A 25,480-nucleotide genomic window follows, 5' to 3' on the forward strand; every position below is an offset into this window, starting at 1 on the left:
GCTCGATAAAATCTTGGCGCAAATACGCCAAGGCGTATTTGATAAAAAAGTGATAAATTGATATTTTCGGATTAGCACAATGCNGGCTCGATAAAATCTTGGCGCAAATACGCCAAGGCGTATTTGATAAAAAAGTGATAAATTGATATTTTCGGATTAGCACAATGCTAATTCGAAAATATCGGCTTGTCTCTATATGGTACTTAAGAATCGCGAATAAGGAACTATAAAACTAAAAAGGATTGAGGAGGCTGTTACATGGGGACAAACACATCATTGAAAAGATCACTGGGATTGTGGGCAATCGTTGCTCTAGGTTTAGGTTACATGACACCTACGGTTGTATTTGATACATTTGGAATCGTTTCCAAGCAAACAGGCGGGCTTGTCCCCTTGGCCTACGTCGTAGGTTTAATCGTTATGCTTTTTACGGCAATCAGTTATGGAAAAATGGTAAAGGTTTTTCCAAGTGCCGGTTCAGCATACACATATACTCGGGAAACAATGGGACCCCGTTTAGGATTTCTTGTCGGCTGGGCTTCACTGCTTGACTATTTACTTCTGCCTCTTGTAAACGCTGTCATCATCAGGCTGTATATGGAATCGCTTTTCCCAGACACATCTGCGTGGATATGGGTGTTGATATATGTCGCCTTTGTAACAGTCATCAATGCAATCAGTATGAAATCAACATCAGGTGTCAACGTCATTTTAGTTGTTTTCACTTTGGTTTTAATGGCTGCATTCGTTGTATTAGGTTCAATCCAGCTATATAAAGGAATGGGAACAGGAACTTTATTGACGATCCAACCATTGTTCCAGGCGAATATGCATATTACAGCTGTTTTAACCGGGGCAACTGTGGTATGTTTCTCCTTCATCGGTTTTGATGCGATTACCATGTACACGGAAGAAGCTAAGGATATTAATATCATGCCAAAAGCAATTGCTTTCACTGTCCTGATCGGAGGAGCTGTCTTCTTCGTAGGTGCATACTTTGCACAAACATTATTCCCAGACGTCTCAGTTTTTAATGTCGTTGATGATACGCTCCCTGAAATTGCGTTATATGTCGGCGGAGTTGTATTCCAATTGATCTTCCTATCCGGAGCATTTGCTGCGACTATCGCGTCTGGACTGGCTTCACACTCAAGTGTTTCTAGACTTCTGTTCGTTATGGGAAGAAATGGCGTCTTGCCTAAAAGACTGTTTGGATATGTACATCCGAAATTCAGAACGCCATTTTTCAATGTTATTTTCGTAGGGATTGTCAGTCTGCTGGCGATGGGGCCGAGTCTCGAGCTAATCTCCGCTGTTATTAACTTCGGTGCTTTGATAGCGTTCACATTCGTTAATTTATCTGTTATCGCATACTTTGTATTTAAAAAGAAACAATACCAAACTCCAAAGCAAGTATTCTCATACATTGTCATGCCTACGCTTGGTGCAGCTTTTACAGGGGTTTTATGGGCTCACTTGCATGCCGATGCATTCATCGGAGGTATTGTATGGGTAATCATCGGGGTCATTTACATGTTCATCATGTCCAAGGTATTCAAGAAAGATATTACTGATCTTGGAGTGGACGAAGCTGATCAAATAATGGGATGAAACAAGTAGTTGAATAAGGATATTAAACAGGAGGAACAGCTGAAAATAGCTGTTCTTCCTATTTTGAGTAAAGAAAGTATAAAATCAGATGAAATATTTAATTCGAATTAAGTTTTTCTGTGTCTAGCTACGCCGTACAGGACGTACAAGTGCAAGCGAAGCGACAGGACGTCGCGCCTGAGCCAGCCGCCGTACAGGAAGTACTAGTGCCACCGAAGCCACAGGATGTGGCGGTCTGAGGTGGCTAGGCGCCATCGGCGCAAGAATCAAGTCACGCGGAAGTTTATTCAGGAAGAATGTGCTCCTGCGGCACAGCTTATTCAAGGAAGCATAAGTTTCCCTCGTCGGAAAGCTGCATGAAGCATACTCGAGGAAGCTTTTCACGATGTAATTGAAATGAGCAGCTTTGCTGTGGTGGTTGAGGAACCTCCTCATCAAAATTCGCCTTGTGTTTGTCGCCTAAGGCTGCGGCCTTTCGCTTTTCTTATTGTGGCTAGTCAAAAATGCAGTGTTTTAGTATGATGGTAAAAAAATATTTTTAGAGGAGGTTCAAAAAGCCATCAAATTATAAGCGGAAAATCTCTTCGTTGGCTTGTTACTGTGCTGCTCATGTATCTAATAGCATACATTTCCGCTGCGTAAAACAAGCCGCCTCGACCTTTTGCTTCTAATTTGGCGAATTTTTTGAACGCGCACTTTTATGGAGAGCGATATGGTTTCATATGAAAATTTTTTCTTATTTATCTTAATCAGTATTTTAGGGCCTCTGATTGGTGTACTTATCTTAATCATATTTAATGCGTTTGAAAAACAAATATATTTGCTGGAGGTGGAGAACTCGAAGGTTCTTTTGGAAAAAGAACTGGAAACTACCAAGTATGTTAGGCTTAATCAACAGATACAACCTCATTTTTTATTTAATGCCTTGAATTCCATGTTCAGTTTAATACGGTTAAAAAGGTATGATCATTTAGCAGAAGTATTTGAACATATGGTCCTTTATTTGCGTTCAAAATATGATCAGGAACAAACGCTTCATTTATTAAAAGAAGAGATTGAGTATACGAATCATTTTTTAGCTATACAGCAGCTTCGATTTGGTAATCGACTGCGTGTAGAATGGCACGTTGAAGAGGGGACGGAGGAAACACTCGTTATTCCTTATTTAATACAGACACTTGTTGAAAATGCATTTAAGCATGGAATTGAAAACCTTGAAGGACCGGGAGTTGTTAAGATCATTATACAAGCAACCGAACAACGGCTTTTTATCACTGTTAAGGATAATGGACCGGGCTTTGCTTTAAATCCATTAGAAGAAAAATCCGGGGTAGGTATTGGATTAAAAAATATCTCTACACGATTGCATCTATTGTTTGGCGAAGAGGCGCAGATGACATTTTCTCTGGATCATCAACACGAAGAACGAGGAGGAAAAGTGATTGTGTCAATGCCGAAGGTGATGGATATGGATGAACTTGGAGGTGAAATGAATGAACATTCTAATATTAGATGATGAACCTTTAGAATTAGAGCAATTAGAATTTCTGGTGCATTTGCATTTTCCTACTTGGAAAATTTATAAAGCCATTTACGGTACAGAGGCAATCGAATTAGCCCAAAGTATGCTTGAAAAGGACTCTTTTCAGTTGGCACTTATGGACATAAAACTCCCTGGAAGAAACGGCTTAGAAGTGGCAGCAAAAATGAAGTCTTTAATGCCTGATTTAGAAATTATTATCATTTCAGCATTTCAAAACTTTGATTATGCTAAGCAGTCTATACATTTAAAAGTTTTAGATTATCTCGTTAAACCGGTTATTGAAAGAGAGTTAGTGGAAGCTTTGCAAACCTTTCTGAAAACACGTCCTGAGTACGAGAATTACACAGAAGTTGTCCGATCAGTCATTCAGGTCGTAAAGGAGCAATATAAAGAACCTCTGAGACTAGCTTTGATCGCAGAAAGCTTTCATATTAATGTAAGTTACCTAAGCCGGCTTTTTAGAGAAGAGGTAGGTGTTAACTTCTCTGACTTTTTGCTGAATTATCGAATTGAAAATGCAAAAAAACTGCTGATCCAAAATAGAAATTGGTCCATACTTCGGGTAGCGGAAGAATGCGGCTTTAACAGCCAGCACTATTTTAGTAATGCTTTTAAAAAGATTGTCAGATGTACGCCAAAAGAATATCGAAACAGGAAAGTGGTTTAAGCTCAAGATGAAACCCTTAAAACCTTTAAACATCACCTATTTAATTTCAAGCTGGGTATCCATCAGCATGATATTTATCATTGGAGAAGTCGTCACTCGATTTGGTGTTTTTTCTAGTTTAGTGATTGTTTCTGCTTTTTTATTAGCCTTTGCAGTTTTTTTTGCCTTACAAAGGTCATCATTCAGATTGAAGAAAAGCTCCTTATTGGGAAAATGTATTACAACAATAAGATTCCTTGAAATTTATATTCTTCATCTTTTTATCTGTGGATTGGTTTTCCATACCGCGTTTAACGTAAATATTTACATTTCGGTTTTTTCCACTTCTTTTATATTATTTATATGTGCTATTTATCTTCCGAAAGGGAAGAAATTCAGACAAAGTATAAAAGACATAAGATTTATATTGATTAGTGGCCTAGCGATACTTCTTCCAACATATATTTATTTGCAAAAAGGCCTGGAGTCTTTATACCATAACCTTTTGTACTATCAGCCCCATGTCCTAAATCACGATTCAAGAAGTCTGTGGTTGTTATTGTTGATTGCCTTTATTACTTTTTTTTCAAAGCTGTTGCTTCAACAAGAAGTCATTGATAAGTACACCGCCCAAAGTTTTTATAAAGTAACTTTTAAATTGCTAATGGCAATTTTTATCTATTGCACTTTTATATTAGCTTTTGCGACAATGAATGTTGTTGCTATCACTCAAAATTTAGACTACAGTCAAGCGAATGAATTATTCATCTTACTTGTGGAAAAGCTTTCTCCGTCAATAATCTTTAAAGTTTTTTGTATGGTCCTTTATTTCAGCACTCTAATCATATTAATTGATGCGCTTCCTTCAATTGTAAATGAAAGAAAAGGAAAGCCATTTTTTAGCAGTTCTTTTATGTTCATTTTAGTAGCCACTTTTCTAACAGTTACTATTTTTTTTCATTATAGCCTCCTTTTTATTTATGTGTTTTTTGGCTGTTTAATTAGCCTCCTCGTAATAGCAGCGATTATCATGCAAATAATTAGTAGTCTGCAAAGAAGGATGTCAATAAAGTTAAAAAAGTCCTAACAATAATGCAAAATTATTGTTAGGACTTTTTTTATAATACAAACAATAGGTTCATGAGAGGCAATTACAAGTTGTAGATGATGATGAAAGGGTTATCATTCTAGCTATCAAAACAAAAGATGATGGACAAAGAGGAGGGGAATGAATTTGAGAATTTATATAGCACAGAGATTACTCTCTCTTATACCGGTAATGCTTGTAGTGGCAATTGTTGTTTTTTTCTTAATACACCTGACACCTGGTGATCCGGCATCAATCATTCTGGGTCCCGAAGCATTGCCGGAAGATATTAAAGCGCTGCAGGCGGAGCTTGGTTTAGACTTACCGATTTATCAACAGTTCCTCAATTGGTTTAGCGGAATTTTGGTGGGTGATTTAGGGGACTCCCTTTATCTGGATATGCCAGTTTTGACAGCGTTCGCAAGTCATTTAGGTCCTACTTTATCCCTGGCTATTTTGGCACAGTTAATCTCAATCATAATAGCTATTCCATTCGGAATTATGGCAGCCACGAAGAGAGGGACTGCAGTTGATCAGTTTTTCATGGTATTCGCATTACTTGGCATCTCTATCCCTAGTTTTTTGCTTGGACTTCTGCTAATCCTTTTATTTGCAGTAGAACTGCATTGGCTTCCGGCTGCGGGATATCAACCGTTAAGTGCAGGATTATGGAATCACTTGAGGTTTCTTATTTTACCAGCAATTACCCTTGGAGCTATTCAAGCCGCATTAATTGCCCGTATGACCAGATCCTCCATGCTGGATATATTAAGCATGAATTATATTAAAACAGCTCATGCAAAAGGATTGAAAGAAAGAGTCATCATTTACAAACATGCTTTTAGAAATGCGCTGATCCCAATCTTAACTGTGGTTGGCCAGGCTTTTGGCACTTTAGTAGCCGGAGCGGTAGTTACGGAGGTCGTTTTCAATATACCAGGAATAGGACAACTTATTGTAAACGCTATACAACGCAGAGATTACGTTTTGATTCAAGGTACGGTTCTATTAATCGCGGCAACTTATGTATTCATTAATCTATTAGTTGACTTATTATATGGAGTCGTAGATCCGAGGGTTCGGCTAAATAAAAAGTAGGGGGTGAGGATATGATTTCAAACGCAATAGAACAGAATGTGGAAGGGCGAAAAAGAGAAATTACAAAAGAAAGGCGAGCTTTATTTCTCAGACGAGTTTGGGCTAATAAAATGGTTGTAATTGGCGGGGGGATTATTTTTCTCATCACCTTATTAGCACTTATTGCTCCACTTATTGCCCAATTTACCCCATATGATTTGGAGGCTGTAAACCGTTTAAAACCACCTAATGCAACGCATTGGTTTGGTACAGATAACTTTGGCCGAGATATTTTCAGCCGTGTGGTTTATGGAGCTAGAGTGTCTTTGGCTGTAGGGCTTTCCGTAGCAATCATTACTGGTTTCCTTGGTCTATTTATTGGCATGTATTCTTCTTACTATCGGGTACTAGATCATATTTTGATGAGAATTGCTGATGGGTTAATGGCATTTCCTTCAATTCTACTGGCTATTGCCATTATGGCAGTTATGGGGCCAAAACCAATAAATGTAGTGATTGCCATTGTCATTGTTGAAACACCTGGAGTGGCAAGAATTGTTCGCTCCGCAGCATTAGTAGTGAAAGAACAGACATATATTGAGGCTGCGAGGGCTCAAGGAGCAAGTTCACGGAAGATTATTTGGTCACATATTGCGCCCAATGTTCTAACTCCACTTATTGTTCAAATTACTTACGTTTTTTCAGTTTCTATGATTATAGAGGCAGCTTTAAGCTTTTTAGGAGCTGGAATACCGGCACCCGAACCGAGCTGGGGTAATATTTTATTTGATGGGAAAAGTGTCATTCAGACGGCTTGGTGGATGACCGTATTTCCGGGAATGTTTCTTTTATTGGCTGTTTTAGGCTCCAATCTGCTTGGAGATGGGATACGTGACTTGATAGACCCTCAGTCAAATAAAGCAAAAAAATAACGAAAAGGCCCACGATTGAATGAAGAACGAGGAGGATAGCAAGATGTCCAATCAGTCACTTTTAAAGGTTAATCATTTAAGAACAACTTTCGCTACTGAAGAGGGAGCAGTCACAGCTGTTGATGATGTTAGCTTTACAGTGAATAAAGGGGAAACCATTGGAGTTGTAGGGGAGTCTGGATGTGGAAAAAGCGTAACCTCCGAATCAATCATGAGATTGCTAAATGAAAAGACAACAAAATATGAGGGTGAGGTTCTTTTTGAAGGAGAAAATTTACTGCAACTAAGCAAAGCAGAAATGCGGGAAATTCGTGGGAATAAAATTTCGATGGTTTTTCAAGATCCTATGACTTCGTTGAATCCGGTGCAAACGATCGGGGATCAAATAGCTGAAGCAATTGTTATCCATCAAAAAGTTAATAAACGCGAGGCATATAAAAAAGCTGAAGAAATGTTAAGACTCACAGGCATACCTGCACCGGAAAAAAGGATACATGAATATCCTCATGAACTATCTGGAGGAATGAGACAAAGAGTTTTTATTGCTATGGCTTTAGCCTGTAGACCTAAAGTACTTATTGCAGATGAGCCGACTACCGCTCTTGATGTCACCATTCAAGCTCAAATTTTAGACCTTATTGATCATTTGAAATCAGAGTTGGAAATGGGCGTTATGATGATCACTCACGATCTTGGTGTTGTAGCCGAAGTTTGTCAGAGAGTGGTGGTTATGTACCTTGGACAAGTGATTGAAGAAGGGGAGGTTGGAACGCTGTTTTCCCGCCCGCTTCATCCTTATACGAGAGGGCTGTTGAAATCGATTCCACAGCTTGACGGAGACCGTACGGAAAAACTACATGTAATTAAGGGAGTTGTCCCTCCTCTAACTGCTGTTCCAACTGGTTGCCGTTTTGCACCGAGATGCGAATTTGCTGATGAACAGTGCACTGGCCAAGCACCTGATTTAACGGAAATTGACACAACACAAAAGGTTAGATGTTGGAAAGCTGATGAGTTCTTAAAAAAGGAGGGTCATAAACATCATGCAACAACCGTATGAGAACCAAGAACCTCTCCTGCAGGTAAAAAACCTACAGAAACATTTTCCGATAACGAATCCGCTTGGTAAGGTAACGGGTCAGGTAAAAGCCGTTAATAATGTAACGTTCGATTTATACGAGAAGGAAACATTAGGGCTTGTTGGAGAATCGGGCTGTGGAAAAAGTACAACTGGCAGAACGATATTACGATTGACGGAGCCTACTTCCGGAACTGCATTATACAAGGGTAAGGATATTTTCAAATTAAAAGACAAGGAATTTATGCCATTTAGAAAAGAAATGCAAATGGTTTTTCAAGATCCGCATTCTTCGCTTAATCCTAAAAAAAGAATAGGATACAGTGTTGAGGAGCCAATGAAGATTCAAGGTATCGGAACCAAGGCTGAAAGAATGGAAAAGGCGATGGATCTATTAAATAAGGTTGGATTGCGGAGTGATCAATACTATCGGTATCCTCATGAGTTTTCAGGAGGACAAAGACAACGGATTGGCCTCGCGCGGGCATTGGCTGTCACTCCGAAAGTCATTATATGTGATGAACCGGTTTCTGCTTTAGATGTCTCTATACAATCGCAGGTAATCAATCTGTTGCAAGAGTTACAGGATGAATTTGAACAGGCTTATTTATTTATAGCACATGATTTAAGTGTTGTCCGCCATATCTCTGATCGAATCGGAGTTATGTATCTTGGCAGTATAGTAGAATTAGCGCCAACTGATGAGCTCTTTAAAAATCCGTTGCATCCTTATACTCAAGCATTGTTGTCTGCCATTCCGATTGCCAACCCTCATAGAAAAAAAGAAAGAATTGTAATAAAAGGAGATGTGCCCTCTCCGACAAATCTGCCTTCAGGATGTGTTTTTCATACTCGGTGTCCACATGCAATGGAACGTTGTAAAACCGAAGTTCCAACGGTAACCCAAGGAGCTAATAGGCATCAGGTTGCTTGCCATTTATATGATTAGGCTTATTTTAACTTCATTCAGCATAAGTCTCCCACTTCTGTAAGTGGTGAGATGAATGTATATTGGTATTCCATTCAGTGGGGGTTCAAACCCCCGGCTGAATAAAGTCAAAGCCTCAGGCGGATGCCACAGATTTTCAGAGGAAATTTATCGAGCTAAAGCTCGATAAATTCTGGGCGCAAATACGCCAAGGCGTGAAGAATAAATAGAGAGGAGTAGGTCTTATGATTAAGAAGCTGCACCTTCAGGGAACTGCATTTGAAATTGGATTTGAGCATGGCAGCAAAGGAAAGCAAGAAGTAGTAAATAGTCTTGAAACATATGAAAGGCTTTTCTATGGGTTTAAGAATATTAAGTGGTCTGAAGCCAAGGACCTCGCATTGCTCCATTTACATGCTATTGAAAAATATGACATGCAGATGGTTGAAGAAATGGAAGGAGTTGCGAAAGGTGCTGGAGTAGAGTTTGAAGACATTTTGACTTTAAATGCGCGAAGTGAAATCGCTTTGACGAATAAAGGTGAAATATATTCAGATGGTTGTACGACCATGGCTATTACCAGCCCTATTATAAACGACACGATCATTGGTCAAACTTGGGATTGGACGCCATCACAAAAAAATAGTTTGCTATTACTTGATATACAAGCTAAATCCAAACCACGTATTACAATGGTGACAGAAGGGGGAATCATAGGGAAAATTGGCTTCAATTCAGCTGGAGTCGGTCTATGTTTTAATGCTTTGATTACTGACAAGAGGACCAACGAAATACCTCTTCATCTTGGAACTAGGGCCGTCTTAAATTCATATTCACAAGCTGAAGCAATCTCTAAGATTGCGAACGGGCAAATAGCTGCCTCTGCCAGCTTTTTAATTGGGTACGATGACGGTAATGGAAACGGGATGGCAGTAAATCCGGAGGTTTCTCCTTTTGGAATTGATTATGTAGGCGGTGATGAAGGATGGCTGGCTCATACAAATCATATCTGTTCCGATATTCTAAAAAAGAAGTTAAAGGACTTGAACGAACTTAGATTTGAAGACTCCATTCTTAGAAAGAAAAGAGCTGATCAGCTAATTAAATCAAGCATCGCTGCTAAGAAACCAATCGATGAGAAAACATTTGAGAGATGGCTATCCGATACATTTAATAAACCAAGCTCTATTAATCATTTTCAAAACGAACATGCTCCTGAACATCGGAAAATGGAAACAATTTTCTCCATAATTATCAATTTATCTAAGAGGAAAGCATTATTGCGAATAGGTCAAGAAGGAGAATTTGAGGAGATAGATACAATCACCGAGACAGCATTGTAATTGGAAAAGCACAAAAATACAATGGGGGTAACATAATGAGGAAAATACTAATATCTTTTTTGATCGTTTTTTTACTAGTAGGCTGTGCTTCGTCATCTGACGACGCAGGAAAAAGTGGAGGCAGCAATGAAAAAGGCGGGACATTGAATGTTGCATATATGGCACAACCGCCTACCTTAGATCCACATGCCACTGTTTCTGTTGCTACAACTGATATTGGCCGCAATATTTTTGAGACTCTTTTGGCCTTTAACGAAAGGAATGAAGCTGCGCCCCTACTTGCAGAGACATTTGAATCAAGTGAAGATCTCAAAAGTATTACTTTCAAATTAAGAAAAGGAGTGAAGTTCCATAATGGGAAGGAAATGACTGCAGATGATGTAGTTGCATCTATGGAGCGTTGGAAGGAATTAAACGGTAAAGCAAACACCTACTTTTCTAAGTCTGAATTTGTAAAAGAAGATGATTATACTGTTGTATTAAAAATGGACAAACCATTTACAATTGCTAAATATATACTGGCTACTAATATCAATTTCGCGGCTATTATGCCAAAAGAAATCATTGAAAATGCACCAAAGTCTGGGGTTAAAGAGTACGTTGGAACTGGGCCTTTTAAGCTTGAGGAATGGAAAAAAGACCAATATATTAAGCTTGTAAAAAATGAAGAATATCAATCACCACGAAGCGAACCCGATGGATTAGTCGGTAAAAAAGAGCCAATGATTGATGAATTGTATTTCCGCATGGTTCCGGATGCATCTACCCGAACGGCTGGGATTCAAACAGGAGAGTATGATGTAGCGCTTCAAATTCCTTACGATAATGTTCCTGCAATAGAGAGTGATGGAAATTTGGAAGCCATTACGCATCCAGAAGGATTCAGTACAGTTGTATTTAATAAACAAAATGGGATATTCTCCAACGAAAAGGCTCGGCAAGCGTTAAATCTTGCAGTCGATAAAAAGGAAGTTATGATGGCGGCATTTGCGGATGAAAAGTTTTATACACAGGAACATGGGTTGTTAACGAAAGAGTATGTAAGCTGGTATAATGAACAAGGGAAAGATAAGTACGAGGCTCATGATCCCGAAGCCGCTAAAAAGCTGTTTAAAGAGGCTGGATATAATGGTGAAGAACTAACCATTTTGACCACTAGGGATTACGAGGATCAATATCAAATAGCAGTTGTTATCCAGGAAAACCTTAAAAAGATTGGTGTAAAAACTAAATTAGAGGTATATGACTGGGCAACATTAATGGAAGTGAGAGAAGATAAGAAATTTTATGATCTAATGCCAATGGGATATAACCCGGTAACTGATCCGACGCAAATTAACTTTTTGGATTCCAGGATTAATTATACCGGTTGGTCCAATAGCCCAGAGATTGATAAACTACTTGATGAATTAATGGTTGCTCCTTCAGATGAAGATGCAAAAGAGATATTTGGGAAGCTTCAAAATGAATCTTGGAACTACTTACCTGCCATTAAATTTGGTGATTATGATGGAGTTGCAGCTATACGTACAAATCTAAAAGATTTTGAGTGGTTTCATGGACCTGTTTTTTGGAACACTACAAAGTCTGACTAATCTACCCTATTGGCCGACTGAATATAATTCGGATCCATTCACGGAAAAAGGTTCCACAATTACATGATAAAAGGCGTCCCTCCGCTAAGCAAGCTTAGTGGGGGGACGCTGTTTTTTTACTTTTCATCAAATAGGTAACGGTTACAGTGGTAATGAAAATTGAGTAAAAAGATGTCAAAAAAGTTAAAAAAGCGCCAACAATAGTGCAACTTTATTGTTAGGAGATTTTTTATAATGAGTTAACAGGATGAAGGGAAGTGAAAACAAGCTTTGTAAATGAATGAAACGCAAAATGTAAGGGCTGTCATTTTGCATCTAACATTTACAATGTGCCATCAGGCTGTGCTTATCATTCATCTATAGTGTTCATATCAGTCAAAAAGCAAATGGCACCAGGCAGTTTGCCACTTGTATATTTAGTTTTTAGGGAGGAATGCACTTCATGGTTAAAAGATTACATCTCCAAGGCTCTGCAAAGGAAATAGGATTCCAGCATGGGAGCCAAGGGAAGCAAGAAGTGATGAATAGTCTGGAAGCGTATGAAAGGCTATTTTACGTAGCCAAAAAAATGAGTTGGCAAGAGGCAAGGGAGCACGCTTTGCTTCATTTAAACGCGATTGAGAAATATGATCTGCGGATGATTGAAGAAATGGAAGGGATTGCAGAGGGAGCGGGAGTAGATTTTCAAGATATCTTGGCATTAAACGCCCGAAGTGAAATAGCCTTGACGAATATAGGGGAAGTTTTTTCGGATGGTTGCACGTCCATGGCGGTTTCCAGCCCAATCATTAAAGACACGATCATCGGCCAAACCTGGGATTGGACGGCATCACAAAAAAACAGTTTGCTATTACTTGATATACAAGCTAAGAATACCCCACGCATAACAATGGTAACCGAAGGAGGGATCATAGGGAAAATTGGTTTTAACTCAGCAGGAGTAGGTTTTTGTCTAAATGCTTTAGTTACAGATAAAGGGACAAACAAAGTACCGTTGCATCTTGGATATCGAGCCGTATTAAACTCATATTCCCAAGCCGAAGCAATTTCCAAGATATCAAATGGGCAAATAGCTGCTTCCGGAAATTTTTTAATTGGCTATGATGATGGCGATGGAAATGGAATGACAGTGAATCTGGAGGTCTCTCCTTTTGGGATTGATTATGTAGGTGGAGACGATGGATGGTTGACCCACACAAATCATATTTGCTCCAATGTCATAAAGCAATATGTAAATGATGTGAATGATGTTCGGTTTGAAGATTCAATCCTTCGAAAGAAAAGGGCTGATCAACTTATTAAAGCAAGCATAGCTGCTAAAGAGCCAATTAATGAACAAACGTTTGAGAGATGGTTATCGGATACGTTGAATAAACCATGCTCCATTAATCATTTTGAAAATGAAAACGCACCAGAATATCGAAAGGTAGAAACAATTTTCTCTATTATTATGAATCTATCGGAAAGAAGAGCATTATTACGTGTAGGTCAGGAAGGAGCATTTGAAGAAATAGATAGTATGAGGGCGGTAACATTGTAATTATTATAAGTGGAAAATCATAAAAAATACACCGGAGGAAAGTCCATGAAAAAAATACTCATATCTTTTTTGATCGTCCTTATGTTGGTTGGCTGTGCTTCGTCATCTGAAGATGCTGGCAAGAGTGGAAATAGTGGTAAAGGAGGCGGCACGCTGACTGTCGCCTATCCAGCACAGCCGCCTACCTTGGATCCGCATGTGACTGTTGCGGTACCTACAACTGATATTGGGCGCAACATTTTTGAAACACTTTTGGCCTTCAATGAAAGAAACGAAGCTTCCCCATTGCTCGCAGAGTCATTTGAGTCCAGTAAAGATCTTAGAAGCATTACTTTTAAATTAAGAGAAGGCGTTAAATTCCATAACGGAAAAGAAATGACGGCAGATGATGTGGTAGCCTCTATGGAGCGGTGGAGACAGTTAAATGGCAAGGCGAACACCTATTTCTCAAAATCTGAATTTGTAAAAGAAGATGATTATACGGTTGTTTTAAAAATGGATAAGCCATTTACAATAGCCAAATATATATTAGCTACAAACATTAACTTCCCGGCAATTATGCCAAAAGAAGTGATTGAAAATGCACCAAAGGCAGGAGTTAAGGAGTACATAGGAACAGGCCCGTTCAAGCTTGAAGAATGGAAAAAGGATCAATTTATTAAACTGGTTAAAAACAGAGATTATCAATCGCCGCGAAAAGAACCTGATGGGTTGGTTGGCAAAAAGGACCCGATGGTGGATAAATTGGTTTTCCGTATGGTTCCTGATGCATCTACGCGAACCACCGGTTTACAAACAGGGGAGTATGATATAGCACTTCAAATCCCTTACGATAATGTGCCTACAATTGAAAGTGACGGGAACTTAGAAGCTATTGTCCATCCGGAGGGTTTCAGCACGGTTATATTTAACAAGCGTAACGGGTTATTTTCCAATGAAAAAGCTAGACAAGCATTAAACCTGGCAGTTGATAAAAAAGAGGTTATGCTGGCCGCATACACTGATGAAAAATTTTTTTCGCAAGAACATGGATTATTATCGAAGGAATATGTAAGCTGGTATAGCCAACAGGGTAAAGAAAAATATGATGCATATGACCCGGAAGCTGCTAAAAAGTTGCTTAAAGAAGCTGGATATGACGGAGAGGAACTGAAAATATTAACTACCAGGGAGTATGAATCCCATTATCAAACTGCAGTTGTTATTCAGGACAACCTGAAAAAGATAGGGGTTAAGACTGATTTACAGATATATGACTGGGCGACATTAATGGAAGTCAGAGAAGATGATAACTTTTATGATTTATTGACAATGGGCAACATACCAGTTACTGATCCAACCCAAATTAATTTTTTGGACTCCAGAATTAATTATACAGGTTGGTCAAATAGCCCGGAAATTGATCAATTGTTGGATCAATTGATGGTTGCTCCTTCCGATGAAGAGGCTAAAGAGATATTCGGAGAACTGCAAAATGAATATTGGAACTACTTGCCGGCAGTTAAATTTGGAAATTATGATAGGGTTGCCGCTACCCGCACAAACGTGGAAAATTTTGAGTGGTTCCAGGGTCCTGTTTTTTGGAACACGACAAAGTCTGACTAATCTAAGACTTATATTTGTTAAAACAGAAAGACTGGCTTACCTCTAAACGGGTTTTGCCAGTTTTTCTTTTAAAACAGCGGAAATTTCCTAAAATATCTATAAGGTCCCCATTCAATAAGAGATCTTTTTACAGAGAAATCCATTTAACTTTCTTTAATCAATGTCCAGATTCTTTTTCATCAACCTGGCAATCTGCTGGTCATTTTCATTACTCCCTTTAAACAACTGAGAAATAACTCGATTTTGTCTTTCAAATGAATGATTTTGACTTAATTTTGCTTTTCCTTCTATATGTGAAATATGGATTTTAAACGCTTGAACACCCTTATTCAAGTTGGAAATGATTTTGGGATCTACATCTTCCATTTGATACTGGCCCTCTTTTGATTCATATATATCTATCATTTGACGAAAATCAGACATTATCTCCTCTTCATTATCGATTAGCTTCATTTCACCATATACATGAACTGCGACGTAATTCCAAGTCGGAACGGTTTGATTTGTTTCGTACCAAGATGGAGAAATATAGCTATGAGGACCTTGGAATACCGCCAATACTGTTTGATTTTCAATGTCTGTCCATTGTGGATTCTGTCGGGCGAAATGCCCTGACAAATGACTGCCATCTTCACTCAATATTAAAGGCAGGTGCGTTGCAAAAGGTAAACCTTGGTGCGTGGAAAACAGTGTTGCAAAGCTATGATTTCTCATTACCTCGAATGTCTCCGCTTTATCGGTTATTTTGAAATGTTTAGGTATGTACATATCCATTCCCCTTTCATCAAGATATAGCTTGTTTTTTGGATATGGAGAAAAATTTTTTATTCGTTTTGTTGAGTTGTACTTTTAGTGATTATTTGTTAAATTCATTGCCTTTGCAATACTATAGTAATGTAAGTTCTGACATGTTAAAAGATACAATTTTAATCTTTTTTACATGTCAAAGGAGTGGGAAAAATGAAAGAAATTATTTTTGCTTTGAATGATAAGCGGCCTAAATATAAACAAATCTATGAAAAGTTAAAATTATATATTGAACAAGGAGATATTCAGACAAATGAACAACTGCCATCCATCAGGAGGCTGGCTGAATCACTGGGAGTGAGTCGAAATACAACACTTACGGCCTATGAACAACTTGTAGCAGAAGGCTATATTCGTGGAGAAGGAAGAAGAGGGTATTTCGTTAATCACTTAGAACCTCTACTGTTAAACAATCCCTTTACAGAAATGAGGGAAGAGGTTTCGCAAACCTCACCTGAAATACTTGTGGACTTCCGAGCAGGTGCAGTGGATTCCTCACATTTCCCAGTGAAAATATGGAGAAAAATGGCTAATCAAACATTAGCGATGTCAGCAAGCTATACTTATGGCGATCCTTTTGGAGAAGAGCTACTTCGATTAGAGATTGTCCGATATTTATTTCAATCACGAGGTGTCGAGACGAATTCGGACGCTGTCATTATTGGCAGCAACACTCAACAGATGCTTCTTAATATTGGTCATATATTAAAGCCGAAATACAATAGTATTATTGTTGAAAACCCAGGTTACGATGGTGCCCGTGAGGTATTTCGCTTGCATAGGTTCCAGCTTGAAACCCTCCCAATTCAAAAAAGTGGTGCTGACTTTTCACATTTGGACCAGCTACAATCGAAACTTATTTACGTTACTCCATCGCATCAATGTCCGTTGGGTGTCACGATGCCGATTCAACAAAGGCAGGCACTAATTCAATGGGCAAACAACCGTGACGGCTATATTATTGAAGATGATTATGATAGTGAGTTTCGATATACGCAGAAGCCATTTCCGGCGCTCTCATCCATTGATGCAACGAGGGTCCTATATATTGGGAATTTCTCAAAAGCCTTTCTTCCTGGACTTCGGATGTGCTATATGGTATTGCCTGAACCTATATTAAGCCAATATAAAAAAACCTTTGGTATGTTTCAACATACAGCTTCAAAACTTCATCAACTCACAATGGCTAAATTGATGCAAGAGGGGGAATGGATTCGTCACATTAAAAGGATGCGGCTAATTTACCAACGTAAAATGAAATTAATGGCATCAGAGCTCCGCAGGGCGTTCGAAGATAAAATAACTGTTATTGGTGAGCAATCGGGGCTGTACCTATTGATTCAAGTTCACCTCGGCAAATCAGAAAATTGGTTGATAGAACAGGCTCAAAAACAAGGTGTTAAAATCTACTCGACCTTGCCTCATTTTATTGCCGAATATCCTAGCGAACCCCTATTAAAGCTGGGCTTTAGCAATTTATCCACAGCTGACATCGTAAAAGGGGTTTCTGTTTTAAAAGTGGCCTGGACATAATAAATAATAAAACCAACAGCTACTCCCCATTGATATCGAATGAACTTGTGATCGAAAGTGATTTGTATATCATTCAACCGAGAATCTTCGTGACTTCAGTCGTGTAGATGAAACGGCTTTTGTTTAGATTTTGTATAATGGTGGAAACAGTAATGAAAAGGAGAATTGCGGTGAAAGTATGGGATGTATTGGAAATTGCACAAGCATTAGATGGCAGCTTATCAGCAGGAAACCATGGTTTAGAGCAAGAAGTTCGCTTTATCGAAGTGATGGAAGTTCCTGAAGTAGAGGAGTGGGCTACAGAAGGGCTGCTTGTTATAACTAATTTTTACTCAGTAAAGGATAACCCGGAGAGGTGGTTGGACATTATCTCGGGTTTAATTGAAAAAAAAGCTGCTGGAATAGTGATTAAAGTCGGAAGATTTGTTGAAAAACTGCCAAATGAATTGATCGAGTTGGCTGATAGACATGATTTTCCAATCATTACAATTCCCAAATGGGTCGCTTACATTGATCTGCTTACACCGCTTTATGGATTACTGCGCCAGGAAGGAGATGCCTCTGCAGATAACAATGCTCTTCATTCATTTAAGGACATGATATTTAATAGTGTAGAGGAAGCGTTGGAGTATCTGTCTGCGACCCTGAATGGCGGATCTGTTTATATAGAAGATGTGCAAGGGCTTCTTTTATATTCAAGTGGCCGGTTTTATCGTGATCCATGGAGAAAAACGGGCATGGTTTTTTCCCCGCCAACTCATTCTGAGTATCAAGACAACTTAAGAAGATGGAAAGATCGTATCTTGAGGGATGACCATTTCTACATATACTTGCCGGGGAAGTTAAGCCGGTTGATCATTCCGCTCTATACAAGGCAGGAAATATTTGCTTTTATTCATTTGCCATTTCATAACCAGACCTTGATGAATTCATTGAGTAAAAAATCTATTGAAGCGATTCAGCATAAACTCTACGAAACAGTCATGTCTGAGTTGGTTGAAATGCAAAAGCATTGCATGTCGCGAGTGGATGAGTTCAAAAGAGCTATTTCAAACCATTCCAATCTAAAAGCAAAAGTAATTCTTTATTTTAAGGAAAATCAAAAACTCCCTTTAGGATCCTCCAGGGTTGTTGATTATGATTGTATGCTTCAAAAAAAATGGTTGGACTTGCTAGACCAGATACCAAATGTGGAGCAATCCTTTATTTTTGAAAAAGAAGACATGTATGTTCTCCTGATTCTCTCGGAATTAAGGTCGATGGAGGAGATAGTAGAAGATGTATCCAACATTGCTGATCATTTCCCTGTGCCTGACATATATGTAGGAATCAGCCCGGTTTTCTACCATTTTAACGAATTGGATGCAAAAGTGAAGGCCGTTACAAATATGATGGATTTCGGTCGTGAATATTATCCCGACAATAAAATATATTCCTATTATCAACTAGGCATTTACGAATTTTTTATCAAATTAAGCCAGGATTCCTCAGCAAGGGAATACGCTCAGCAAATACTAGGACCGCTTGAAAGCGAGGGGGATCCGGAGCTGCTGGAAACGCTGATCATGTATCTACAAGAAAATGGAAATGCGTCCAGGGCAGCTGAAAAATTATATATTCATCGGAGAACGATGACAAATCGGCTGTTAAAAATAAAGTCGCTTTTGAACATGGATTTGGATAACTCCAACCATATATTTATATTGCAATTCTGTCTTAAAATAAAAAGGGTTAACGAGCAATAGGCTTGTTTATCCTTTTTTTTTGAAAAGAAAGTATAAAGTCAGATGAAATATTTTGTTCGAATTAAGATTTTATATGTCTAGCTGCGACGTACAGGAAGTACTAGTGCAAGCGAAGCGACAGGATGTCCCTCCTTTCGCTTTTCTTATGTGCACATGATGGGAAGGAAGATGTGTGTATGTTTTCCCACTTTGGACATATACAGCACAATCCATAAAATTTATAATTTTTTTAAATAGCACACAAATAAATAGACAGAATATTTAGATGGATGAAGATGTCTGATGTCTTTGAAATATACAATGGAAATGATGGAGTTGCTGGATGAAGCTTATATAAACGGGCAGAAGGTTGTCAATATTTTTAAAGGTTTGCCGCATTGTGAATCATCCTTTGAAACCGTTGTTGGAGCGACCGGGGCTTCGACTGATTTTATCAAAATTTTAATCAAAGGAACTAATGGAAAAAGTGATGGTGGATCAGCGCCAACAATGGGGATTGTTGGGAGACTTGGGGGACTTGGAGCCCGTCCATCTAGGATTGGATCCGTTTCTGACGGGGATGGTGCGATCGCTGCCATTACTGCTGCATTCAAACTTGTGAATATGGCTTCGAACGGGGACCGTCTTCCTGGGGATGTGTATGTAACGACACATATTTGTCCTGATGCTCCGATTGAACCGCATGAACCGGTTGATTTTATGGGCTCACCCGTTGACATGATGGAGATGAACCGTCATGAAGTACTCGAGGAAATGGAAGCCATTCTATCGATTGATACAACTAAAGGAAATAAAATCATAAACCATTTGGGAATAGCCATTTCTCCTACTGTAAAAGAAGGTTATATATTGCGTTTTAGTGATGATCTTCTGCGAATCATGGAAATGACGACGGGGGATTTTCCGGTAACCTTTGGCGTGACAATGCAGGATATTACTCCTTACGGGAATGGACTATACCATTTAAACAGTATTTTACAACCCTCTGTGGCGACGGATGTCCCGGTGGTCGGAGTAGCCATAACAGCTAAATCGGCAGTGCCGGGATGTGGAACAGGAGCGAGTCGCGAGGTTGATATCGCTGAGGCAGTTCGTTTTGCCATCGAGGTTGCCAAAGAATATACGAGAGGAAAATGCGAATTTTATAACAAGGACGAGTTTGTAAAGCTGAAAGAACTATATGGTTCAATGAAAAAACTGCAGACCCTTGGTGGATCTCGAACAAGTTGAAAGGAGCCTGAAAAAAGTGAACAACAGAAGAGTCAATATCGGTATCATCCAGTTTGACAGTAAGCTTGGTGACGTTGAGTTCAATGTAAAAAAAGCAGCTGGGAAAATCAAGCTGGCGGCTGAAAAGGGAGCCAATATTGTTTGTCTTCCTGAGCTTTTTTCCACAGGCTATAATTTTGACCTGCTCGGAGATGATATAAGCTTATTGGCACTTAATTTCTATGACTATACTGTGGAAAAGATGGCGGAAGCAGCTCGGGAAAATAAAGTGTATGTGATTGCTCCTTTTGGAGAAAAGCGGGATTTGGAAGGGATTTTATATAATTCAGCTCTCGTTTTTGATGATGAAGGAAATTTGATTGGAAGCTTTGCCAAAACACATTTATGGGCGAAGGAAAGGCTGTATTTTAAAGAAGGCTCGGATTACCCAGTTTTTGACACAAAATATGGAAAATTTGGAATCGCCATTTGTTATGATATTGGTTTTCCTGAAGCTTGTCGCTCCTTATGCCTGAATGGAGCCGAGTTTGTGTTTATGCCATCAGCATGGAGAGTCCAAGATAAAGATATGTGGGAATTAAATGTCCCTCAACGCGCATTGGAAAATATTTTTTTCACTATCGGCGTAAACCGTTTCGGGCACGAAGGGGATTTGCATTTATTTGGCGGCAGCAAGGTGTGTAACCCAAGGGGGAAAGTGATAGCGCAGCTTCCTGAAGGCGAGGAGGCTGTGGAGGTAGTAACAATTGATTTGGATGAAATCAATACATTTAGAACCCAAATTTCTTATTTGCGGGATAGAAAGCCTGATATTTACAACTAAAAAAGAAGGGTGGAGAAAGGCGTGAAAAAGGAAGAAGAATTGACAATCGGAGAAAAGTACGATGACTATGCATTATCCAGAGTGCCAAGAAGTGAGAGAAAGCACTGGTTTGGAATTGCTACGATGCGATTCGGTCAAATCTCTGCTCTCTCCCAATTTCTGCTTGGTGCTGCACTTGGTTATGGGATGGACTTTTGGACTGCTTTTTGGGCTATTACATTAGGAGCGGTCATTTTGGAAGTCGTGTCCATTTTTGTGGGAATTGCCGGTATGAGAGAGGGGTTAAGTACCACGTTATTAGTTAGATGGGCGGGCTTTGGAAAACTGGGTTCTTTCTTGTTGAGTCTAGTGATCGCTATCTCTATGATCGGATGGTTTGGAATTCAAAACGAGGTATTTGCCAACGGAATCCATCAAATTGTAGGCGGTCCAGTTTGGCTTTGGTCGATTGTTACAGGGGTGTCTGTGACACTTATTGTATTGTTTGGCATTTTGTCCTTAGGATTTACTGCATATGTGACAGTTCCATTGTTCTTACTTGTTGTTTTTTATTCAATCAGCAACGTATTGACAAAGTTTTCATTCGGAGAGCTGATTGCTTTGCCGGTGCCAGGCCCTGAAATTCCTCTGGCTGTCGGTGCGAGTATGGTTGCGGGTGGATTTATCGCTGGTGCAATCATTACACCTGACATGAGCCGTTTTAACCGTTCTGTTGGTGACGTGATTAAGCAAACTGTCATTGGGATTACTTTCGGTGAATATATTATTGGTTTGGTAGGTGTTCTTCTTGCCCATGCAGCAAAGACATCCGATGTCATTTCAATCGTTATGGGTACGAGCGGTATTATTGGTACGATCATATTAATTACGGCCACATTGAAAATCAACGACTGGAACTTATACTCTTCTTCTCTCGGTGTTGTCAATTTGATTGACCTAGGGTTTGGGAAGCAAGTAAACCGGACGCTCATTACAATCATTCTCGGCCTGATTGGAACGCTATTTTCTGTACTAGGCATTTTAGGAGCGTTCGAAAGCTTCCTTGTATTGCTGGGTGTAGCATTGCCGCCTGTTGGAGGCATTATGACTGTGGAGTACTTTATTGTCAAACGCTATGCGAAAGAATTGAAAGAATCCCGTGAAAAAGGTGTATTGCCGGAAACGTATGAGGCATGGAATCCAATCACACTGATCGCTTGGGTTGCATCTATTATCATTGGTTTGACCGTTCACTGGGGGATACCTTCTGTCAACTCACTTGTTGCAGGCGGCTTCCTATACTGGTTGCTAAGTGTGATTGTCCATCGTGGTAAAAAAGTAACGTATGGTGAAGTGAAAACCTATCAATAATATGAGAATTTGGACAGGCCATCCTTTTAACTAGGATGAGACGGCTTTTATCCAGGGGAGTCTGAAAAAACTGAAAAAGAGGGATCAACATATGAGGTTTATTGGAAAAGAAGAGATTGAGGATATTGCTGTTGGTGCAGCGTTGCTTGGAACTGGAGGGGGAGGTGACCCTCATATTGGAAAGTTGATGGCTTTACAGGCAGTTGAAGAAAATGGTCCGATTAAACTTCTATCCATAGACGAAATTGGTGATGATGATTTAATTGTGCCGACGGGCATGATGGGAGCGCCAACGGTGATGGTGGAAAAAGCTCCAAGCGGTACAGAGGCATTGGCAACGTTTAAAACGCTTGAATCTTATCTTGGGGAAAAAATTGTTGCTACCATTCCGATAGAAGCCGGAGGCATTAATTCTATGCTTCCTTTGGCACTCGCGGCTACACTGAAATTGCCAGTCGTAGACGTTGATGGAATGGGACGAGCTTTTCCGGAATTACAAATGACTACCTTTTATTTGGATGGAGTTTCAGCAACCCCTATGGTCATTGCTGATGAAAAAGGAAACGCCTCATTGCTGAATACGATTGATAATTTATGGGCCGAAAGAATCGCAAGAAACGCTACGATTCAAATGGGCGGGTCTGTTATGATGGCCATTTATCCTATGAGAGGAAAAAATTTAAAGGAAAGCGGCATCCATAATATTTTACAACTGGAAGAAGAGATAGGCCGCTCTATACGCCTTGCCAAAGCTGGAGGCTATGATCCAATTGAGAAAGTGCTCGAACTGACAAAGGGCTTTGAACTGTTTCAGGGAAAAGTAACAGATATTAACCGCAAAACAGAGACTGGTTTTACACGAGGAATGGCTGCCATCGAAGGATTGGCGGATTATAAAGGTGAAACTCTTGAGCTTCGGTTCCAAAATGAGCATTTGATCGCACAAACGAAAGAATGCTTGTTATGTGTAACACCTGATTTAATTGCGGTGTTGGATGCGGAGACTGGACTTCCAATCACTACGGAAGGATTAAGATATGGAGCTCGCTGTGTTGTCATTGGTATACCGTGTGATCCGAAATGGAGAACGAAAAAAGGGATTGATACATGCGGCCCAGCTTATTTCGGTTACGATGTGGATTATGTTCCCGTTGAGAAGTTAATGGTAGAAGGAGCTGGACAATAATGGGCATTTATCGAATTGGAATTGATGTTGGCGGAACGAATACGGATGCCGTTATTTTGGATGAGGATTTCAATGTCATCGGAGAAACGAAAACACCGACAACAGAGGACGTCAGTTCGGGAATTTACAAGGCGATGAAGGAAGTCATCAATTCTTCTAATGTTCCGCTTTCGGACATTAAGTATGCTATGCTTGGGACCACTCATGCAACGAATGCTATTGTCGAAAGGAAAAGATTAAATTCAATCGCGATTATTCGTTTAGGCGCTCCCGCAACGCTTGCGGTCAAACCGCTTATTGGAGTGCCAGATGATTTACGAGAAAAGCTGGGGAAATATGTATATATTGTGCAAGGCGGACATGAATTTGACGGACGGGAAATTATGCCGCTTGATGAACAAGAGCTGTATCGCATTGCTGAAGAAATGAAGGGGCAGGTTGATTCCGTTGCCATCACGTCTGTGTTCTCGCCAGTTTCACGGAGCCATGAGGAACGGGCGGCTGAAATTATCAAAGAAGTATTAGGGGAAGAACTACCTGTTTCGCTTTCATGTGAGATCGGCAGTGTCGGCCTTCTTGAACGGGAAAATGCGACAATTTTAAATGCTTCGGTCGTGAATGTAGCCAAAACAACGATTAACGGGTTTGTCAATGCGTTAAGGGAAGAAGGCATCCATGATGCCCGTGTATTTTTAGGTCAAAATGACGGGACCCTTATGTCTGTGGACTATGCATTAAAATATCCGATTCTAACTGTTGCCTGTGGCCCGACGAACAGTTTGCGCGGTGCATCCTATTTATCCGGTCATGACAATGCGATTGTTGTCGATGTGGGAGGAACAACTACAGACGTCGGAGTCCTTGTGAGCTCTTTTCCTAGAGAATCGTCTCTCGCCGTTGAAATTGGAGGTGCTCGCACGAACTTCCGTATGCCGGATTTGGTTTCTGTCGGACTGGGTGGAGGAACGATTGTCCGAATTCAAGAGAATGGAGAATTTACGATTGGTCCGGACAGCGTTGGTTACCGCTTAACGGAGAAGGCCCTCGTTTTCGGCGGCGATACGTTGACGACCACTGATGTCGTCGTGGCTCTTGGTAAAGCCGAAATTGGAGATTCGGAAAAGGTCCGTCACTTGGATCAGGCATTACTGGAAAGCATTTACGAAGAAATGACTTCCATGGTGGAATTAGCAGTGGACCGTATGAAAACCAGTGCGGATCCTGTTCCAGTCATTTTGGTCGGCGGTGGAAGTATACTTGTACCCGCAACATTGGAAGGAGCCTCAGAAGTCATTCGTCCGAAAAACCATGGGGTTGCCAACGCGATTGGTTCCGCCATTGCTCAAGTAAGCGGTCAAGTCGAAAGAGTGTTCTCTTTAGATGAGCTTGGCCGGGAAAAAACTCTGGAGCTGGCAAAACAAATGGCGGTCAATGAAGCCGTTGAGGCAGGAGCTGATCCCAATACATGCGACATTGTGGATATTGAGGATGTTCCACTTGCCTATCTGCCTGGAAATGCGACGCGTGTCAGAGTGAAGGCAGCAGGGGAACTGGCAAGGTAGCTATATACAATCATTAGTAGCACAGGCCAAAATCATGGTTTGTGCTACTATTTTTGAAAAAATCTCTCGTGGATCTGAAATGGGTCTATTTAATTTTTTAAAAGGTTGAGAAGATGACACAAAGAAATAAACTACAGCGAACCTTAATACAAAAAAGATTAAAAGATAAAGCAAATAGTGATATGGCTATATTAATTGTTGATGTTATATGGGTTTGTCAAATAAAGTGTGTAAGTACACTTTACTCAAGGTATTTTAA

The 25,480-nt window shown here is 39.9% G+C and carries 20 protein-coding genes; 19 read left to right on the forward strand and 1 reads right to left on the reverse strand.

Going from position 1 to position 25,480, the window contains the following annotated elements; genetic code table 11:
• Positions 1–258 precede the first annotated feature (258 nt).
• The 12 genes from D5F11_RS22465 (at position 259) to D5F11_RS22520 (ending at position 14,985) form a co-directional block, all read left to right on the forward strand.
• Positions 259–1,611, forward strand: a complete 1,353-nt coding sequence (locus tag D5F11_RS22465; RefSeq protein ID WP_120118375.1) for an APC family permease — start codon at positions 259–261, stop codon at positions 1,609–1,611.
• 712 nt (positions 1,612–2,323) lie between these two features.
• Positions 2,324–3,127, forward strand: a complete 804-nt coding sequence (locus tag D5F11_RS22470; RefSeq protein WP_120118376.1) for a sensor histidine kinase — start codon at positions 2,324–2,326, stop codon at positions 3,125–3,127.
• Positions 3,105–3,821, forward strand: a complete 717-nt coding sequence (locus tag D5F11_RS22475; RefSeq protein ID WP_120118377.1) for a response regulator transcription factor — start codon at positions 3,105–3,107, stop codon at positions 3,819–3,821. Before D5F11_RS22470 ends, D5F11_RS22475 begins: the two co-directional genes overlap by 23 nt.
• Positions 3,822–3,828: 7 nt before the next feature.
• Positions 3,829–4,887: a hypothetical protein gene (locus tag D5F11_RS22480; protein WP_120118378.1), complete on the forward strand. Its 1,059-nt coding sequence runs from the start codon at positions 3,829–3,831 to the stop codon at positions 4,885–4,887.
• A 147-nt stretch (positions 4,888–5,034) separates the two neighbouring features.
• Positions 5,035–5,985: an ABC transporter permease gene (locus D5F11_RS22485; protein WP_120118379.1), complete on the forward strand. Its 951-nt coding sequence runs from the start codon at positions 5,035–5,037 to the stop codon at positions 5,983–5,985.
• Between the two features lie 11 nt (positions 5,986–5,996).
• The gene (locus D5F11_RS22490; protein WP_120118380.1) at positions 5,997–6,896 is read left to right on the forward strand and encodes an ABC transporter permease; all 900 of its coding nucleotides are present in this window, start codon (positions 5,997–5,999) and stop codon (positions 6,894–6,896) included.
• A 43-nt stretch (positions 6,897–6,939) separates the two neighbouring features.
• The gene (locus D5F11_RS22495) at positions 6,940–7,956 is read left to right on the forward strand and encodes an ABC transporter ATP-binding protein (protein WP_120118381.1); all 1,017 of its coding nucleotides are present in this window, start codon (positions 6,940–6,942) and stop codon (positions 7,954–7,956) included.
• Positions 7,940–8,923 (forward strand): ABC transporter ATP-binding protein, encoded by a 984-nt coding sequence (locus D5F11_RS22500; protein ID WP_120118382.1) that lies wholly within the window; start codon positions 7,940–7,942, stop codon positions 8,921–8,923. Before D5F11_RS22495 ends, D5F11_RS22500 begins: the two co-directional genes overlap by 17 nt.
• Before the next feature lie 224 nt (positions 8,924–9,147).
• On the forward strand, positions 9,148–10,245 hold the full coding sequence (locus D5F11_RS22505) for a C45 family autoproteolytic acyltransferase/hydrolase (protein WP_120118383.1): 1,098 nt from the start codon (positions 9,148–9,150) through the stop codon (positions 10,243–10,245).
• A 35-nt stretch (positions 10,246–10,280) separates the two neighbouring features.
• Positions 10,281–11,840, forward strand: a complete 1,560-nt coding sequence (locus D5F11_RS22510) for an ABC transporter substrate-binding protein (RefSeq protein WP_120118384.1) — start codon at positions 10,281–10,283, stop codon at positions 11,838–11,840.
• 442 nt (positions 11,841–12,282) lie between these two features.
• Entirely contained in the window at positions 12,283–13,380 is a 1,098-nt protein-coding gene (locus D5F11_RS22515) for a C45 family autoproteolytic acyltransferase/hydrolase (protein ID WP_120118385.1), read from the forward strand.
• 45 nt (positions 13,381–13,425) lie between these two features.
• The gene (locus tag D5F11_RS22520; protein ID WP_120118386.1) at positions 13,426–14,985 is read left to right on the forward strand and encodes an ABC transporter substrate-binding protein; all 1,560 of its coding nucleotides are present in this window, start codon (positions 13,426–13,428) and stop codon (positions 14,983–14,985) included.
• A gap of 153 nt (positions 14,986–15,138) precedes the next feature.
• On the opposite strand, the gene D5F11_RS22525 is transcribed toward D5F11_RS22520, so the two are convergent.
• Positions 15,139–15,753, reverse strand: coding sequence for an FMN-binding negative transcriptional regulator (locus tag D5F11_RS22525; protein ID WP_120118387.1), 615 nt, complete (start codon positions 15,751–15,753; stop codon positions 15,139–15,141).
• A 192-nt stretch (positions 15,754–15,945) separates the two neighbouring features.
• Here D5F11_RS22525 and pdxR point away from each other — a divergent pair, with 192 nt between their 5' ends.
• The 7 genes from pdxR to D5F11_RS22560 all read left to right on the forward strand — a co-directional run bounded on the left by pdxR (position 15,946) and on the right by D5F11_RS22560 (position 25,221).
• Complete coding sequence (gene pdxR, locus D5F11_RS22530) at positions 15,946–17,325, forward strand: MocR-like pyridoxine biosynthesis transcription factor PdxR (protein WP_120118388.1); 1,380 nt, start codon at positions 15,946–15,948, stop codon at positions 17,323–17,325.
• 152 nt (positions 17,326–17,477) lie between these two features.
• The gene (locus D5F11_RS22535; protein WP_185830863.1) at positions 17,478–19,070 is read left to right on the forward strand and encodes a PucR family transcriptional regulator; all 1,593 of its coding nucleotides are present in this window, start codon (positions 17,478–17,480) and stop codon (positions 19,068–19,070) included.
• A 282-nt stretch (positions 19,071–19,352) separates the two neighbouring features.
• The gene (locus D5F11_RS22540) at positions 19,353–20,300 is read left to right on the forward strand and encodes a DUF1177 domain-containing protein (RefSeq protein ID WP_120118390.1); all 948 of its coding nucleotides are present in this window, start codon (positions 19,353–19,355) and stop codon (positions 20,298–20,300) included.
• 16 nt (positions 20,301–20,316) lie between these two features.
• The gene (locus tag D5F11_RS22545) at positions 20,317–21,123 is read left to right on the forward strand and encodes a nitrilase-related carbon-nitrogen hydrolase (RefSeq protein ID WP_120118391.1); all 807 of its coding nucleotides are present in this window, start codon (positions 20,317–20,319) and stop codon (positions 21,121–21,123) included.
• Positions 21,124–21,144: 21 nt separating this feature from the next.
• Positions 21,145–22,473, forward strand: coding sequence for a purine-cytosine permease family protein (locus D5F11_RS22550; protein ID WP_185830864.1), 1,329 nt, complete (start codon positions 21,145–21,147; stop codon positions 22,471–22,473).
• 91 nt (positions 22,474–22,564) lie between these two features.
• Positions 22,565–23,659, forward strand: coding sequence for an S-methyl thiohydantoin desulfurase family protein (locus D5F11_RS22555; protein ID WP_120118392.1), 1,095 nt, complete (start codon positions 22,565–22,567; stop codon positions 23,657–23,659).
• Entirely contained in the window at positions 23,659–25,221 is a 1,563-nt protein-coding gene (locus D5F11_RS22560; protein WP_120118393.1) for a hydantoinase/oxoprolinase N-terminal domain-containing protein, read from the forward strand. The genes D5F11_RS22555 and D5F11_RS22560 overlap by 1 nt, the downstream gene beginning before the upstream one ends.
• The last annotated feature ends 259 nt before the right edge of the window (positions 25,222–25,480 follow it).

This window comes from Siminovitchia terrae, assembly GCF_003605405.2.
Lineage (GTDB): Bacteria > Bacillota > Bacilli > Bacillales > Bacillaceae_C > Siminovitchia > Siminovitchia terrae.